10 protein-coding genes, 11 tRNA genes and 1 rRNA gene are annotated in these 14469 nt (G+C 49.4%); 20 read left to right on the top strand and 2 right to left on the bottom strand.

The features are described 5' to 3' along the window. Nucleotides 1–21 precede the first annotated feature (21 nt). The 12 genes from rrf (at nucleotide 22) to EH198_RS23665 (ending at nucleotide 1162) form a co-directional block, all read left to right on the top strand. Nucleotides 22–138: ribosomal RNA gene (gene rrf / locus EH198_RS23720) — 5S ribosomal RNA — on the top strand. Between the two features lie 10 nt (nucleotides 139–148). Beyond that, nucleotides 149–224: transfer RNA gene (locus EH198_RS23715), tRNA-Asn, on the top strand. 1 nt (nucleotide 225) lies between these two features. Beyond that, nucleotides 226–301 (top strand) — tRNA-Thr (locus tag EH198_RS23710). 3 nt (nucleotides 302–304) lie between these two features. After that, nucleotides 305–379, top strand: a tRNA-Glu gene (locus EH198_RS23705). Between the two features lie 70 nt (nucleotides 380–449). Beyond that, a tRNA-Val gene (locus EH198_RS23700) sits at nucleotides 450–525 on the top strand. Between the two features lie 50 nt (nucleotides 526–575). Next, nucleotides 576–650 (top strand) — tRNA-Gln (locus EH198_RS23695). A gap of 7 nt (nucleotides 651–657) precedes the next feature. Then, nucleotides 658–730: transfer RNA gene (locus tag EH198_RS23690), tRNA-Lys, on the top strand. A 13-nt stretch (nucleotides 731–743) separates the two neighbouring features. Beyond that, nucleotides 744–827, top strand: a tRNA-Leu gene (locus tag EH198_RS23685). A gap of 7 nt (nucleotides 828–834) precedes the next feature. Beyond that, nucleotides 835–909 (top strand) — tRNA-Gly (locus EH198_RS23680). 6 nt (nucleotides 910–915) lie between these two features. After that, nucleotides 916–992: transfer RNA gene (locus EH198_RS23675), tRNA-Arg, on the top strand. Between the two features lie 10 nt (nucleotides 993–1002). Beyond that, nucleotides 1003–1076: transfer RNA gene (locus EH198_RS23670), tRNA-Pro, on the top strand. A gap of 12 nt (nucleotides 1077–1088) precedes the next feature. Next, nucleotides 1089–1162 (top strand) — tRNA-Gly (locus tag EH198_RS23665). Nucleotides 1163–1324: 162 nt separating this feature from the next. On the opposite strand, the gene EH198_RS23660 is transcribed toward EH198_RS23665, so the two are convergent. Then, complete coding sequence (locus tag EH198_RS23660; protein ID WP_124697954.1) at nucleotides 1325–1738, bottom strand: ImmA/IrrE family metallo-endopeptidase; 414 nt, start codon at nucleotides 1736–1738, stop codon at nucleotides 1325–1327. Between the two features lie 37 nt (nucleotides 1739–1775). Then, on the bottom strand, nucleotides 1776–2216 hold the full coding sequence (locus tag EH198_RS23655; protein ID WP_124697953.1) for a helix-turn-helix domain-containing protein: 441 nt from the start codon (nucleotides 2214–2216) through the stop codon (nucleotides 1776–1778). A 277-nt stretch (nucleotides 2217–2493) separates the two neighbouring features. Between EH198_RS23655 and EH198_RS23650 the strand changes: the two genes are divergently transcribed. The 8 genes from EH198_RS23650 (at nucleotide 2494) to glmS (ending at nucleotide 14195) form a co-directional block, all read left to right on the top strand. Further along, nucleotides 2494–2772, top strand: a complete 279-nt coding sequence (locus EH198_RS23650; protein WP_124697952.1) for a hypothetical protein — start codon at nucleotides 2494–2496, stop codon at nucleotides 2770–2772. Nucleotides 2773–3380: 608 nt separating this feature from the next. After that, nucleotides 3381–6173, top strand: coding sequence for a phosphoenolpyruvate carboxylase (ppc, locus tag EH198_RS23645; protein WP_124697951.1), 2793 nt, complete (start codon nucleotides 3381–3383; stop codon nucleotides 6171–6173). A 209-nt stretch (nucleotides 6174–6382) separates the two neighbouring features. Next, on the top strand, nucleotides 6383–6949 hold the full coding sequence (gene sigW / locus EH198_RS23640; RefSeq protein ID WP_342772053.1) for an RNA polymerase sigma factor SigW: 567 nt from the start codon (nucleotides 6383–6385) through the stop codon (nucleotides 6947–6949). 115 nt (nucleotides 6950–7064) lie between these two features. Beyond that, entirely contained in the window at nucleotides 7065–7679 is a 615-nt protein-coding gene (locus EH198_RS23635) for a zf-HC2 domain-containing protein (protein ID WP_124697949.1), read from the top strand. Between the two features lie 325 nt (nucleotides 7680–8004). Next, entirely contained in the window at nucleotides 8005–8835 is an 831-nt protein-coding gene (cdaA, locus tag EH198_RS23630) for a diadenylate cyclase CdaA (protein WP_124697948.1), read from the top strand. Next, the gene (locus tag EH198_RS23625; RefSeq protein ID WP_124697947.1) at nucleotides 8828–10258 is read left to right on the top strand and encodes a CdaR family protein; all 1431 of its coding nucleotides are present in this window, start codon (nucleotides 8828–8830) and stop codon (nucleotides 10256–10258) included. Before cdaA ends, EH198_RS23625 begins: the two co-directional genes overlap by 8 nt. A 127-nt stretch (nucleotides 10259–10385) precedes the next feature. Then, nucleotides 10386–11726: a phosphoglucosamine mutase gene (gene glmM, locus EH198_RS23620; RefSeq protein ID WP_124697946.1), complete on the top strand. Its 1341-nt coding sequence runs from the start codon at nucleotides 10386–10388 to the stop codon at nucleotides 11724–11726. Nucleotides 11727–12362: 636 nt separating this feature from the next. Then, on the top strand, nucleotides 12363–14195 hold the full coding sequence (glmS, locus tag EH198_RS23615) for a glutamine--fructose-6-phosphate transaminase (isomerizing) (RefSeq protein WP_124697945.1): 1833 nt from the start codon (nucleotides 12363–12365) through the stop codon (nucleotides 14193–14195). The last annotated feature ends 274 nt before the right edge of the window (nucleotides 14196–14469 follow it).

The following is a 14469-nucleotide window of genomic DNA, read 5'->3' as shown; positions in this document are numbered from 1 at the left end:
TTCAGGCGATCAAGCCTGCCGTTTGGTGGCGATGGCGGAGGGGTTCCACGCGTACCCATCCCGAACACGACCGTTAAGCCCTCCAGCGCCGATGGTACTTGGACCGAAGGGTCCTGGGAGAGTAGGAAGCTGCCAAGCGGACAACCATTCCCTGATAGCTCAGTTGGTAGAGCACTCGACTGTTAATCGAGTTGTCACAGGTTCGAGTCCTGTTCGGGGAGCCATGCTCTCATAGCTCAGTAGGTAGAGTGCATCCATGGTAAGGATGAGGTCACCGGTTCGATTCCGGTTGAGAGCTCCATAAGGCCCGTTGGTCAAGGGGTTAAGACACCTCCCTTTCACGGAGGTAACAGGGGTTCGAATCCCCTACGGGTCACCATTATTTCTTTGTTCTCAGGGATGGAAATTCCGGAGGCTTGTATTTCCTCAAGAAGATTGCCATAAAATATGGAGGCTTAGCTCAGCTGGGAGAGCATCTGCCTTACAAGCAGAGGGTCGGGGGTTCGATCCCCTCAGCCTCCACCATATATTTCTTATATATTAGATTAATATGGTATTATATAGGTATTCATTATTGGGGATTAGCCAAGCGGTAAGGCAACGGACTTTGACTCCGTCATGCATAGGTTCGAATCCTATATCCCCAGCCATTTACATGAGCCATTAGCTCAGTTGGTAGAGCACCTGACTTTTAATCAGGGTGTCGAAGGTTCGAATCCTTCATGGCTCACTTTTAGTAACTTGCGCGTGTGGCGGAATTGGCAGACGCACTAGACTTAGGATCTAGCGTCTTTGACGTGGGGGTTCAAGTCCCTCCACGCGCACCATTTATTTGCGGACGTGGCTCAGCGGTAGAGCATCGCCTTGCCAAGGCGAGGGTCGCGGGTTCGATTCCCGTCGTCCGCTCCATATTTTGCGCCCTTAGCTCAGCTGGATAGAGCGTTTGACTACGAATCAAAAGGCCGGGAGTTCGAATCTCTCAGGGCGCGCCACTTATATTAACGGGATGTAGCTCAGCTTGGTAGAGCACCTGGTTTGGGACCAGGGGGTCGCATGTTCGAATCGTGTCATCCCGATTTTACACCTATGCGGGTGTAGTTCAATGGTAGAACTTCAGCCTTCCAAGCTGATAGCGTGGGTTCGATTCCCATCACCCGCTCCATTTTATTAATGGCAGCATAAACAATCTTATATTAAACAGATACTCTTACTGTAGTAAGGGTTTTTTTGTATTTCCGAGCTTATTTGCGGAAACGTAAATAACAGAGGAATGTTAACATCATGGGATTTTAACACTATATACAAAAGCGAATGTATGTTTGGATTAATGGTCCAAAAAAAAGCCGACCTCCGGCGGTATACCTAAACGCAAATAATAGCTTTCCAACGATTCATCTTGTTCGGGATGCGTAGTGGCGCTGAGCAAAAGAACCGCAAAACGGTTGGCCTGTCGTTCCAGCTTTCCCGGGGCGAAATAGGAATTCTCCTCTAAAAAGAAACGGTTAATCCCTTTATGCAGCCGGTCATGACCCAGTTCATGCGCGCAAACAAATCGCTGCCATTCCACAGACAGTTCATTATGAATGACGATAAATCTTCTTCGCAGCTTACGGTAATATAGCCCCTTGGTTCCCCCGCCCAGGTCCATAAATCGGACATGAATGCCGAGAGCCTGGCATATCGCAAACGGGCAGTTGGTTTTATATTTTTTGATTAGCTTATCGATCAATTCATCCATTCTTTTCACCTGCTGCATGATTATTGTTGTCAGGGTGCTAATGTTCCGATTTACCTTTTTTGTAAGCAGGATTTCGTTTATTCATCTGTTTGGCTTCCCAGAATAAGCCTGTCAGTACGTCTTTTATCCTTTGCTTGTCCTCTTTGTTGAGCGGAATCCCATCAAACATAAGCTCCCCGTCATCTTCCAGCATTCTTTTGAAGTCGCGTTTGTCTTTGCCGGTAGCCCATTCCGGTATTGACTCAGCCATTTGCTCCTCATCACGTAAATACCCGGCGCGTTCCATAAGTTCTTCATAGGGTACATCCATAGCTTCTGCAATTTTACGGAGGGTTGCCGGCTTGGGTACGCCGCGAAGGCCATTTTCGATCCGTGATATTTGTGAACCGCTGATTCCGGCGCCTGAAGCCAGCTGGCTTAGGGTCAGGCTTTTACTCTCGCGAAGCCGTTTCAAAAATAATCCAAAATCTTGTTCCATCTCGAACACTCCTTATTTTGCAAATGCTGTTGATATGATTATAAATCAAATTTGCCAAAAGGTAAATAATGTATCGAATATATTGCCAAAAGACAAGGAAATGGGCGTTATTGTATTAAAGCTGCCGCAAAATGGCCCTAAACCGGATTTTACGAAAATGAAGCTGGAATAGTATATTAAAAGTACGAACAAAATACGAACAAGAACCATTTTATCACATTTCCTGTTGTATCTGAAAGAGATTTCAAGAATACCGAATAAAGAAAGGGATGAGGGAATGAAACAGGAAGACATTGCACAGTTGGAAAAGCTGCTGCCGCTTGCGGACAAATACGGGCTTGCTTATATCGTAGCGTTGATTTTGATGATCGTAGTTATTGTGCTGCTTCGGGCAATCGCTAAAGGCAGTCTGGTGCCGCGGGAGCTGCTGGATAAGGCTGAGGAGGATCGTGACCGTCTGCAAGCGATTCTTGATAAAGAGCGTTCCGACTTCATGCAGCCGACGCTGGATATGCTTAAGAAATTGAAAAGTGATCAAACTAAAGATGGGGGTTAAGGCAGGAGATTTCATGGGATTAGCGCCTATTTCTGTTCGAACATGGGGACAATGAAAGGGAGATCAAAGAAAAGTACGAGCTTGGGGCACGCTGCATAGCGGCTACGAGACCTTCTTTACGGAATAGACGCAGGTAGTGACAGGTTAACGCGGCGGATGTTGTAAATAACGTGTGATGACCAGAGAATACTTGATAAAGGCACGACTTATAATCTGGCAGGGGAGATGAATAGACGAAAGGGGACATGATCAGCAGTGATCCGAAGTCCAAATCTGTTAAAAGTTCAATATTCGGTCAAGGTTTTAATTTGTTTTCAAACGGATTTCAATCCTTCCGCTTTATAAGTACTGCCGAAATGTAAACCCTGTCTTCCATATTTTATACGCAAATTAGAACGATATCAGCTATTTTCTCGATAATTTAATAAAAATGTGAAAAAATATACCTGAATAAATAATCATTTTGATGTATAATCTTAAAAGACTGTGATGCTTTACCGTGAAAGAAAGTTGAAGATTTTCGATCCGTTTTATTGTATGATATGAGGAAAGCTTGAAACATGACTTGTGATGAGACATTGATACGGAAGAAGGATGGGGGGAACAGCATGACCGAACTTACGACTACCGCTGGCAAAGTCAATTCCAACAACCTGCTGCGGCGAGACGTACGGTTCCTGGGAAACATTTTGGGCGAGGTCTTGGTACATCAAGGCGGCAATGAATTGCTGGAGATCGTGGAGAAGATTCGTGAGACCAGTAAATCGTTGCGCTCAGTGTTTTTGCCTGAACTGCACAGCGAATTTAAGGAATTAATCAATTCTCTGGATCCGGAGAACCGGCATCAGGTAATCCGGGCATTCGCCATCTATTTTCAATTGGTGAATATAGCCGAACAAAATCATCGGATTCGCCGGAAAAGAGACTACGAGCGCTCTGCGGGGGAAACCGTACAGCCAGGTTCTATAGAGAGCGCAATTCAGGAGCTGCGGGAACGAGACTTCTCTCCTAAGGAAGTATGGGAGATTGTTAATGGCCTGTCACTGGAGCTGGTCATGACCGCCCACCCGACAGAAGCGATGCGCCGTGCTATTCTCGACATCCACAAGCGGATTTCCGACGATGTTACGGGGCTGGACAATCCGACCTTGACATTCAGGGAACGCGAGCAGCTTCGCGAGAAGCTCTTGAACGAGGTTATCACTTTATGGCAGACCGATGAACTGCGCGACCGCAAGCCTACGGTGCTGGATGAAGTACGCAACGGAATGTATTATTTTCATGAGACGATTTTCCATGTGCTGCCGGATGTTTATCAGGAGCTTGAACGGTGCCTCAGCAAGTATTATCCGGGACAGAATTGGCATGTGCCGACTTACCTGCGATTCGGTTCCTGGATCGGCGGCGACCGGGACGGCAATCCTTCGGTTACTTCTTCGGTTACCATTCAGACGCTGCGAATTCAGCGCATAATGGCTATTCGGGAATACCAGCAGATCATGCGTCAGCTGATACAATATCTGAGCTTTAGCACCAGCATCGTTAACGTGACGCCGGAGCTGCTGGAATCCATCGAGAAAGACCGGGAGGTTGTTCATTTGGAGCGCGTCGATGCTTGGCGCAACGATAACGAACCTTACCGGATCAAACTCAGTTACATGATTTCGAAGACGCAGAACGTGCTGGACGATAAGAAAAAAGGAACACCTGAGCGCTACTCTTCCCCGGAAGAGCTCATAAACGATTTGAACGTCATCGACCGCAGTTTGCGGCATCATTATGCCGATTATGTGGCCGACACTTATATTAAGAAATTGATCCGCCAGGTAGAGTTGTTTGGCTTCCATACGGCGACACTCGATATTCGCCAGCACAGCCAGGAGCATGAGAACGCCATGACGGAGATTTTGGCCAAAATGGATATCACGCCGGATTACTCCAAACTGTCGGAGCAGGAAAAGATCGAACTTCTGGAGAAGCTGCTCAATGATCCGCGGCCGCTGACCTCTCCTTACCAGGATTACAGCGAAGCGACCGAAGAATGTCTGGAAGTGTACCGGACCGTGCACGCAGCCCAGGCGGAGTATGGCAAGCAGTGTATCACAAGCTACCTGATCAGTATGGCTGAAGCGGCATCCGATATTCTGGAGGTTATGGTATTCGCCAAGGAAGTGGGACTGTTCCGCCGGGACAAAGACGGCACCGTCGTCTGTACACTGCAGGCGGTTCCGCTGTTCGAAACCATCGATGATCTTCATGAGGCGCCGGAAATCATGCGCACGATTTTCAATCTGCCGATTTATCGCCAGGCGGTCTCCGCAATGAGCGATCTGCAGGAAATCATGCTTGGTTATTCGGACAGCAACAAGGACGGCGGCGTTGTGACCGCCAACTGGGAACTGCGCGTGGCGCTGAAGGAACTTACGGCTATGGCCGACTCGTACGGTGTCAAGCTGAAGTTCTTCCACGGCCGGGGCGGAGCACTTGGCCGGGGTGGAATGCCGCTGAACCGCAGTATTCTGGCTCAGCCTGCTTCCACAATCGGAGGCGGAATCAAGATTACCGAGCAGGGCGAGGTTATTTCATCGCGCTATAAGATGAAGGGAATCGCCTACCGCAGCCTGGAGCAGGCAACTTCCGCACTCGTGATTGCGGCCATAAACGCAAGAATGCCGCACAGCGATCTTTATGAGAATAAATGGGAAGAGATCTGCAGAGAGATTTCCGAAGTTTCGCTGAACAAGTATCAGGATCTGATCTTCCGCGATCCGGATTTCTTAAACTTTTTTAAAGAGTCGACGCCGCTTCCGGAAATCGGCGAGCTCAATATCGGCTCCCGTCCATCCAAACGGAAGAACAGCGACCGGTTCGAGGATTTGCGGGCGATACCATGGGTATTTGCCTGGACCCAAAGCCGTTATCTGCTTCCGGCCTGGTATGCAGCAGGAACGGGGCTGCAAAGCTTCTATGACAACAAGGAAGAGAATCTGAAGATTCTTCAGCATATGTACGAGCACTTCTCCTTCTTCACGAGTCTGGTCGATACGCTGCAAATGGCGCTTTCCAAAGCGGATCTGATTATCGCGAAGGAATACTCGGAGATGAGCAAGAACGAGGAGGCGCGCAAACGGATCTACGGACAGATTGAGGAGGAATTTCGTTTGACCTCGGATCTGATTTTGAAGATAACCGGCCAACAGGATATTTTGGACAATGTGCCGGTCATTCAAGAATCGATCCGGCTGCGCAATCCGTACGTCGATCCGCTCAGTTACTTGCAAGTGCAGCTGTTAACCGAGCTTAGAGCGTTGCGGGACATGGAGCAGGACGATGCCGACCTGCTGCGCGAAGTACTCCTTACGATCAACGGAATTGCCGCCGGTCTTCGCAATACCGGCTGATACCGCGTCCATTTCCCGATTCGTTTCGTAATAACTGCCCGCCCGCCTTCCTTTTATTGGAAGGCGGGCTTTTTTCACCTGCCTATAGTTGGAAATCGCTAGGACAACCCTTGATTTTTACCCGTGGTTGAATTACGATTTAAATGCTTGTACCGTGAATATGGGAGACTTCGACATACTAAGGGCGGCAAGTCTGGGGGAGTTAACTGGTGGAGAATTTGGAAGGCAGATTGACAAAGCTCGCCCTGAAGGGTGACCAAAGAGCGTTTGCCGAGCTTGTCGAATTATATAAGGATAAAATCTATCATCTGGGCTACCGGATGCTAAATAATCGCCATGAGGCGGAAGATATTGTTCAGGAGACATTTTTGCGGGTTTATCGAAATCTGGAACGCTATGATGACAATCAGAAATTCTCGACATGGATTTACCGGATTGCGACCAACCTTTGCATTGACCGTCTGCGCAAGCGCAGGCCGACCTATTCACTGGACGCTGAGCTTGGCGATCAGGAGGGAACCGACGGTTATTCTCTTATCCCGAGCGATAACGTGACCCCTGAAAGCGAGCTTCTTCTATCCGAAACGCAGAGAACGATTTACGAGGCGATTGACGAACTGCCGGTCAAATACCGGTCGGTTATGATCCTCAGGTATCTGCAGGACTTGTCGCTACAGGAAATCGGCGATGTGCTGGATATGCCCGTTACAACGATTAAGACCCGGGTACACCGCGGCCGGGAATTTTTGCGCAAAAAATTGGGCCCGAGATTATAATGGAACAAACGATTTTTGTGAAACGTTTTATGAATCTGGTGCGTATGAAAGTTAAGCAAGCCTTGCGACCCGATTTTAGGGTAATTAAATAGCACTCATGAAAGGATTGGCTCCTATGGAATGCAAACTGGCCGTCTCTATGATGCATGATTATTTGGATGACGACTTGCCCGAACAGCAGCAGCGGGACTTGAAGGAGCATCTTCTATCCTGTCCGGATTGCCGAGCAAAATTCAAGGAATTGGAACAAACGGATATGCTGCTGTTTTCACTTATGCACCAGAGTCCTGTGACTTCGGATGAGCTTGTGGGACGCATTATGGGCGCGCTGCCGCCTTCCAAGAAGGAAAGAAGGTATATTACCTGGATTAAGAGACATCCCGCGCTTACGGCGGCTTCGGTGTTTCTGCTCGTTATGCTGATGAGCTCCGTCACCTTGTGGAAACAGGACGGGCAGCTTGTCGTGAAAGGCTCTGATCTCGATCAGGTGGTGATCCAAGGGAATACCGTCATCGTTCCTTCCGGCAAGAGCGTTTCCGGCGATCTTACGGTAGAAAACGGCAAGACACAAGTGTACGGGGAAGTGAACGGGAATGTGACCGTCATCGACGGTTCGTTGTACCAGGCATCGACCGCCCACATTTCAGGGCAAGTCAAAAGCATAGACCAGGCATTAAGCTGGATCTGGTATAAAGTCACCAATATGTTCTCCGATGTCGCTTATCGCTAATACGGCGGCGTTGGACATGATGGATTGCCGCGCCTCTTTTTCTCGAAAAAGACGGCGCTTTTTTGATCATATGGAAATCATTAACTTCAAGAAACCGGCGACTTCTTTCAAAAGACTCCGACAGGAGTTTTTCTTGTATTTTTTGTTTTTTTTAAAATGAGATTGTGTTCGGAATTCGGACTTGTTCTGATAAATTGCGGTTTTTTTAGCCTCTTTAAGCGCAAACTTGCAACATGGTCGTGAACGTTATAACCTAGATATGTTACACAATTAACAGACTTTCTACATAAACCCAGCTAATATGAACTGACGGGGGTTTTACGCAATGAGTTATTTTACGGACCTTACCTGGAAAGAGTCTATCAAGGATATCATCGATATTCTGATCGTCAGCTATATTATTTATAAAGTGCTTAACATGGTCCGCGGTACCCGTGCAATTCAGCTCTTGAAAGGGATTCTGGTACTCATAGTCATCTGGGCGTTCAGCACGCTGTTTGATCTATATACACTGAAATGGCTCATGAACCAGATGTTTACCTTCGGGGTACTGGCGATATTTATTATTTTTCAGCCGGAGCTTCGGCGCGGTCTGGAACAGCTGGGAAGGGGAAAGTTTTTTGGCAGGACGGCTGAGAACGATGAAGAGGTCAGCAAGTTAATTGGCGAAATTATTAAAGCCGTGAATTATTTAGCACGCAGAAAAATAGGGGCATTAATCGTGTTTGAACGGGCAACCGGCCTTAATGAATACAAGGAATCCGGCATTCCGATGAATTCCATGGTCAGCTCGGAGCTGCTTATCAATATTTTTATACCCAACACCCCACTTCATGACGGAGCGCTTATCATGCAGGGGAGTCAAATCGCGGCGGCGGCCTGTTATCTTCCGTTGTCGGAGAACCCTTTTATCAGCAAGGAATTGGGAACCCGGCACAGGGCGGGCATTGGGATCAGCGAAGTGACGGATGCGGTGTCGGTGATCGTTTCAGAGGAGACAGGCCAAATTTCACTTGCAATCAACGGCCAGGTAGTCCGGGATATCAAAGAAGAGTCGCTGATCTCCAAGCTTTACGAGGAGCTGCGGACTCATTCGTCTCTGAACGAGAAACGAAACGCCTTCTGGAAATGGAGGGGGGGCGGCACCAATGGATAAGTGGATGAACAATAACAATTTTAACAAGGTGCTTGCGCTGGCTTTAAGTATCATTTTGTGGGCAATGGTGCATATCGATACCGCGTCTACGCCGCAGTCTACCTCCCGCCTGGAAACCAAGATCATCGAGAATGTCCCGATTCAGGTCACAGGGCTTGATAACGATAAGTATGTGCTTTCGAGGGACGCGGACAGCGTAAGAATGGAAGTCATGGGAAAGAGCACCGATCTCACCTATGTATTCTCCGACGCCTACAAAGTAACGCTTGATTTGAGCAAAGCGGAGCCGGGAACGAGCGAAATCGCTCTGAAATATTCGGTTCCCCGCGGGGTCCAGCTGATATCGATTACCCCCGAGAAAGTGCATGTGCGTATCGAGCAGCGGAATTCGAAATCGTTCCCGGTTACGGTTGCTGCCAAAGGAGCGCCTGCAGGAGGCTATCAGTTGGGAACGCCGGTGGTAGAGCCTTCAACAGCCAAGGTAACGCTCGCCGCCAGTGAGCTGGATAAAGTGGCGAAAGTGCAGGGGACGATTGAACTGGACGGGGAAAAGGAGACAGTCACGGAGAAAAAAATGAAGCTTTACGCCTACGATTCAAACGGCAACGAGATTAAAGATGCTGTGATCGAGCCGGCGACCGTGTCCGTGGACCTTCCAGTTACGCTTCCCTTTAAGAGTGTGCCGCTGAGCATCGGATTTACCGGCCGCCTGCCGGACTCTCTTGTTCTTTCAAAGGTAACGCCGGAAGTGGATAGTGTTATAATATACGGGCAAGAATCGGCGCTGGCTTCCGTCACTTCCTATGACGCAACGATTGACCTTAGCTCTATTAGCGCAGCCGGAACGTCAACACTCAAATTGAACTTGGATCCACCGGAGGGCATCGGGGATATCGAGCCGAAATCCGTCAATGTTACAGTGACGGCCTCCGAAGCTTCGGAGCGTACGATACCCAACGTTCCTGTAACACTCGAGGGGATTGGCAGCGGAATGACGGCTTCGGTCACAAGTCCCGCAGGCAGTACTGTCTCACTCACGCTATCCGGGGCAAGTCCTTTGCTGAAGCAGTTGGATAAGGGGAATATCAAAGCGGTTGCTGATTTAAGCGGTTTGGGTGCGGGGAACCACGTGGTGCCGTTGCAAATATCGCTCCCGCGCTTTATTGGGCTGAGCGGTGGTCAAAGACCGGTAGTAACGGTTCAATTACACAATCCGGCTTCTTCCGTCTCTCCATCGGCCTCGCCGGTGAGCGGGCCCGCAGCAACGCCGGAGCCAAGCTCGGAACCCGTCACCGGCAGCGGAAACGTTGACGAACCGTCTCCGAGCGCCGTGAATGGAAACTCGGGCGCGACGCCGACGGTTTCCCCCGAAAGCGGCAGCGGCGGGGAAACGGGCGGGCAGAGCGAACCGGCAATGCCATAGCCAGTCGCAATAGCCCATAAAATAAGTGGATAAGCCCGAACCTTCAAGGGCATACAGAACACAGAGAAACCGGAAATCATATATATGAATATTAAGCTGATGCAGCATAACAAAAAGGAGAACAGACATGGGAAAGTATTTTGGAACCGACGGTGTGCGTGGAATCGCCAACCGTGAATTGACGGCGGAGATGGCGTACAGCATCGGTCGCTGCGGAGGATATGTCCTAACCGCCAACGTGGATAAGCCGAAGGTGGTTATCGGAATGGATACTCGGATATCCGGCCCTCTGCTTGAATCGGCGCTCGTAGCCGGTATGTTGTCGATCGGTGCGGAGGTTATCCGTTTAGGCGTTGTAACTACGCCTGCCGTTGCTTATATTACCCGTCTTTTGAAGGCTGATGCGGGCGTTATGATTTCTGCGTCCCATAATCCGGTGGAAGATAACGGGATTAAGTTTTTTGGGGGAGACGGCTTTAAGCTGTCGGATGATACCGAACTGCGCATTGAGGAATTGATGGATGCCAAGAGCGACGAGCTTCCGCGGCCCATCGGGTCGGGCCTGGGTACGGTGAAAGAGGATTTCGATTCCAAATATCTGTATTTGGATTATTTAAAGACAACCATTTCGAACAGCTTCAAGGGACTCAAGGTGGTACTTGACTGCGCTCACGGCGCGGCTTACGAGCTGGCTCCCCGGCTCTTCAGGGAGCTTGGAGCTGAAGTGATCGATATTGGGGCGGAACCGAACGGCCTAAACATAAATGACGGATTCGGCTCCACCCACCCTCAGAAGCTGCGCGAGGAAGTGCTGCGTCTTGGTGCGGATTTGGGACTTGCTTTTGATGGCGACGCCGACCGTCTGATTGCCATCGATGACCGGGGCGAAGAAGTCGACGGCGACTATATTCTCTGTATTTGCGGCGAGGCGATGAACCGCGCGGGCAAGCTAAAGGATGGAACGGTTGTCTCGACGGTAATGAGCAACATCGGCTTTTACAAGGCGGCCGAGAAATTATCCCTCAAGACGGCGAAGACAGCGGTGGGTGACCGCTACGTTATGGAAGAAATGCGCCGTGAGGGCTATAACCTGGGCGGCGAGCAGTCGGGCCATGTTATTTTCCTGGATTACAACACGACCGGCGACGGTATCTTGACCGCCATTCAGCTGGTTGATACATTGCTCTCTTCCGGCAAGAAGCTCAGCGTGCTGAAATCGATGATGACCAAGTACCCGCAGGTGCTAGTCAATGTGCGTGTGCAGGACAAGAGAAACTATCCGAACAATTCCGCTATTGAAGCGGCTATAATGGAGGTCGAAGGCAAGCTCGGCAGCAACGGCCGGGTGCTGGTTCGTCCCTCCGGTACGGAGCCGCTGATCCGTGTGATGGCCGAGGGTCCGGTCAAGGAAGATCTGGATCAATTCGTTGGGAGGATTGTGGAGGTTGTGCAGCGCGAGCTTGTATAGAAGCAGCCCCATTTTTTTATGATTTTCAGCATCACGTTATCCGGCTTTGCGGCATCCTCACTATTGCAAGGCCGGATTTTTTCTGTAATATCAAGGAAAGCTTTACATTTGGGCTGGTTTATAATTCATTTGCAAAAGCGCGATGACGTGCATATAATAGACTATGTTCATTATTCGAGAAGGAAAGCGGGGATCGTGAGGTTAACCATGTAAGCGCCAGAGCTTGAACCTGCGCGGGGGAGAAGGAACAGTTGCCTGATAGAGGCTGTGCTGATCCCGATCACGGCAAACTCAAGCTGACGAGGTGGGGGTGTTCGAAATGTTCGGCGGGGACCTCCCGGTGAAGCGCCAGAGCCGTAAATGGAAACGGAAAACGAACAGGGCAACCGTTCAGACAACGTTTCTGTGGGCGCAGTCAAAGAGAACTTATTTATGGGTGTGCATATAAAGGGAACGGAACCAATCTGCTTGCGGCAGAGGAGAAGACTGTGCATTTCCAGAATTAAGTTGATGTGACAGGTTATTTTGTTGATAATATGACAACAGAATATTTGCTTTTTCTCAAGCATGCCGCACGGCACGTTTCTTTCCTCACGCCGCCTACTATTATAATCCAATGGACGGAGGAAATTATTTATGTGTGGTATCGTGGGATATATCGGCAATCAGAATTCTCAGGGGATCTTGGTAGAGGGCTTGAAAAAGCTGGAGTACCGCGGGTATGATTCGGCGGGTATTGCCGTGTTTACCAAGGATGGTCTGCAAATCGTGAAGGCGCTTGGCCGCTTGGCGAACCTGGAGTCCAAACTGGAACATTCTCCGCTTGTCGGCAGTGCCGGCATCGGTCATACACGTTGGGCGACGCATGGCAAGCCTTCGGATGCCAATTCCCATCCGCATACGGATGAGAGCCATAAATTCTCGGTTGTTCATAACGGTATTATCGAGAATTATCTTGAGCTGAAAGAAGAACTGATTGCCGAAGGATGCCATTTTTCTTCCGAAACCGATACTGAGGTGATTTCTCACCTTATTGCTCGCGAGTATGAAGGAGATATCGTCAAAGCCGTGCAAAAAGCGATCAAATTCATGCGCGGTGCGTTTGCGCTGGGCGTTCTGACCGAATACGAACCGGATAAACTGGTTGCCGTACGTCAGGCAAGCCCGCTCATTATCGGTCTTGGCGAAGGGGAAAACTTTATCGGGTCTGATATTCCGGCGCTGCTGGAATACACCCGTAACGTATATATTTTGAATGACGGCGAAATGGCTATTTTGACAAGAGATGCTGTCGAATTAATGACCATCGAGGGTAATTTTATTTCTCGGGAAATGATTACTGTCGATTGGGACGCTGTAACCGCGGAAAAAGGCGGCTTTGAGCATTTTATGCTGAAAGAAATTCACGAGCAACCGAAGGCTTACCGCGATACGATGCTCGGCCGCATGAATCCCGAAGGAACCAAGGTGATTCTGCCGGAGCTGAAGCTCACGAATGAGCAAATCAAGAATATCAAGAATATTCAGATCGTAGCCTGCGGCACCGCTTATAACGCCGGTCTCGTCGGACGCAATCTGATCGAATCGCTGGTTCGCATTCCTGTCGAAAATGACATCGCATCGGAATACCGCTACCGTTCGCCGATCGTAACACCGGAGACGCTGGTTATCGTAGTCAGCCAATCGGGTGAAACGGCGGATACGCTGGCTGCACTGCGCGAAGGTCATGCCAATGGCGCACATGTACTCGCGATCACCAACGTCGTCGGCAGTTCCATTGCCCGCGAAGCGGATGATGTGCTGGTAACGCTGGCCGGTCCGGAAATCGCGGTAGCTTCGACTAAGGCTTACAGTTCCCAGATTATCGCCTTTGCCTTGCTAGCCCTGTACATGGCTGAGGTTCGCGGTACGCAGTCGGACGAAGAAGTCGCCCATATTTTGGCGGCTATGCAGTCACTGCCGGAGCAGGTGGAATCCATTCTGGAGAAGAAAGATGCCGTTAAGGTATATGCTGAGCAAATCGCCAAGCATGATCATTTGTTCTTCCTTGGCCGCGGTGTCGACTATGCCGTTGTCCAAGAAGGCTCGCTGAAGCTGAAAGAGATCTCCTACATTCATTCCGAAGCCTATGCAGCAGGTGAATTGAAGCACGGAACTCTGGCACTGATTGAGGAAGGCGTTCCGGTCATCGCTGTTGCGACCCAAGAGTTCGTTCTGGAGAAAACCGTCAGCAACATCAAGGAAGTGAAAGCCCGCGGCGCAGACGTGCTGGCGATCACGCATGAAGAGCATGTCGCCGACCTGCTGAAATCCGTCGACCAGGCCTTTGCCATTCCGAAGACCTTACCGATGCTGACCCCGGCTCTGTCCGTTGTCGTTCTACAGCTGCTGGCTTACTACGCATCCCTGGCCCTCGGCCATGATGTCGATAAGCCAAGAAACCTTGCCAAGAGCGTGACAGTCGAGTAAGGGGAGAAATGACAGTCCTTTGTGATTCATTACAATAAAGTGTTGTTCTTAACAATAAAGTTTTGTTTTGAATGAAAAATTACAATAAAGATTTGTTCTATAACTAAAACCACAATTTTGACAACATAAGCCGTCCTGCATTTTAAGGACGGCTTAATTTTTTGGAATTGGGTAAAAACGAATTCAGCTATAAGATTGATGACGCTCCAGAAGACGACACCCAATGATTATCAAACTGAAAATAACAAATAAGAAAAGCTGCCTGATTGGCAGC

The organism is Paenibacillus rhizophilus, assembly GCF_003854965.1.
GTDB classification, from domain to species: domain Bacteria; phylum Bacillota; class Bacilli; order Paenibacillales; family Paenibacillaceae; genus Paenibacillus_AQ; species Paenibacillus_AQ rhizophilus.
The sequence above is the reverse complement of the archived record's forward strand: the minus strand, read 5'-3'. Positions and strand labels throughout refer to the sequence as shown.

Coding starts and splice junctions, on each gene's coding strand:
- EH198_RS23660 (WP_124697954.1), bottom strand. CDS start 1,738: ATGGATGAATTGATCGATAAGCTAATCAAAAAATATAAAACCAACTGC.
- EH198_RS23655 (WP_124697953.1), bottom strand. CDS start 2,216: ATGGAACAAGATTTTGGATTATTTTTGAAACGGCTTCGCGAGAGTAAA.
- EH198_RS23650 (WP_124697952.1), top strand. CDS start 2,494: ATGAAACAGGAAGACATTGCACAGTTGGAAAAGCTGCTGCCGCTTGCG.
- ppc (WP_124697951.1), top strand. CDS start 3,381: ATGACCGAACTTACGACTACCGCTGGCAAAGTCAATTCCAACAACCTG.
- EH198_RS23635 (WP_124697949.1), top strand. CDS start 7,065: ATGGAATGCAAACTGGCCGTCTCTATGATGCATGATTATTTGGATGAC.
- cdaA (WP_124697948.1), top strand. CDS start 8,005: ATGAGTTATTTTACGGACCTTACCTGGAAAGAGTCTATCAAGGATATC.
- EH198_RS23625 (WP_124697947.1), top strand. CDS start 8,828: ATGGATAAGTGGATGAACAATAACAATTTTAACAAGGTGCTTGCGCTG.
- glmM (WP_124697946.1), top strand. CDS start 10,386: ATGGGAAAGTATTTTGGAACCGACGGTGTGCGTGGAATCGCCAACCGT.
- glmS (WP_124697945.1), top strand. CDS start 12,363: ATGTGTGGTATCGTGGGATATATCGGCAATCAGAATTCTCAGGGGATC.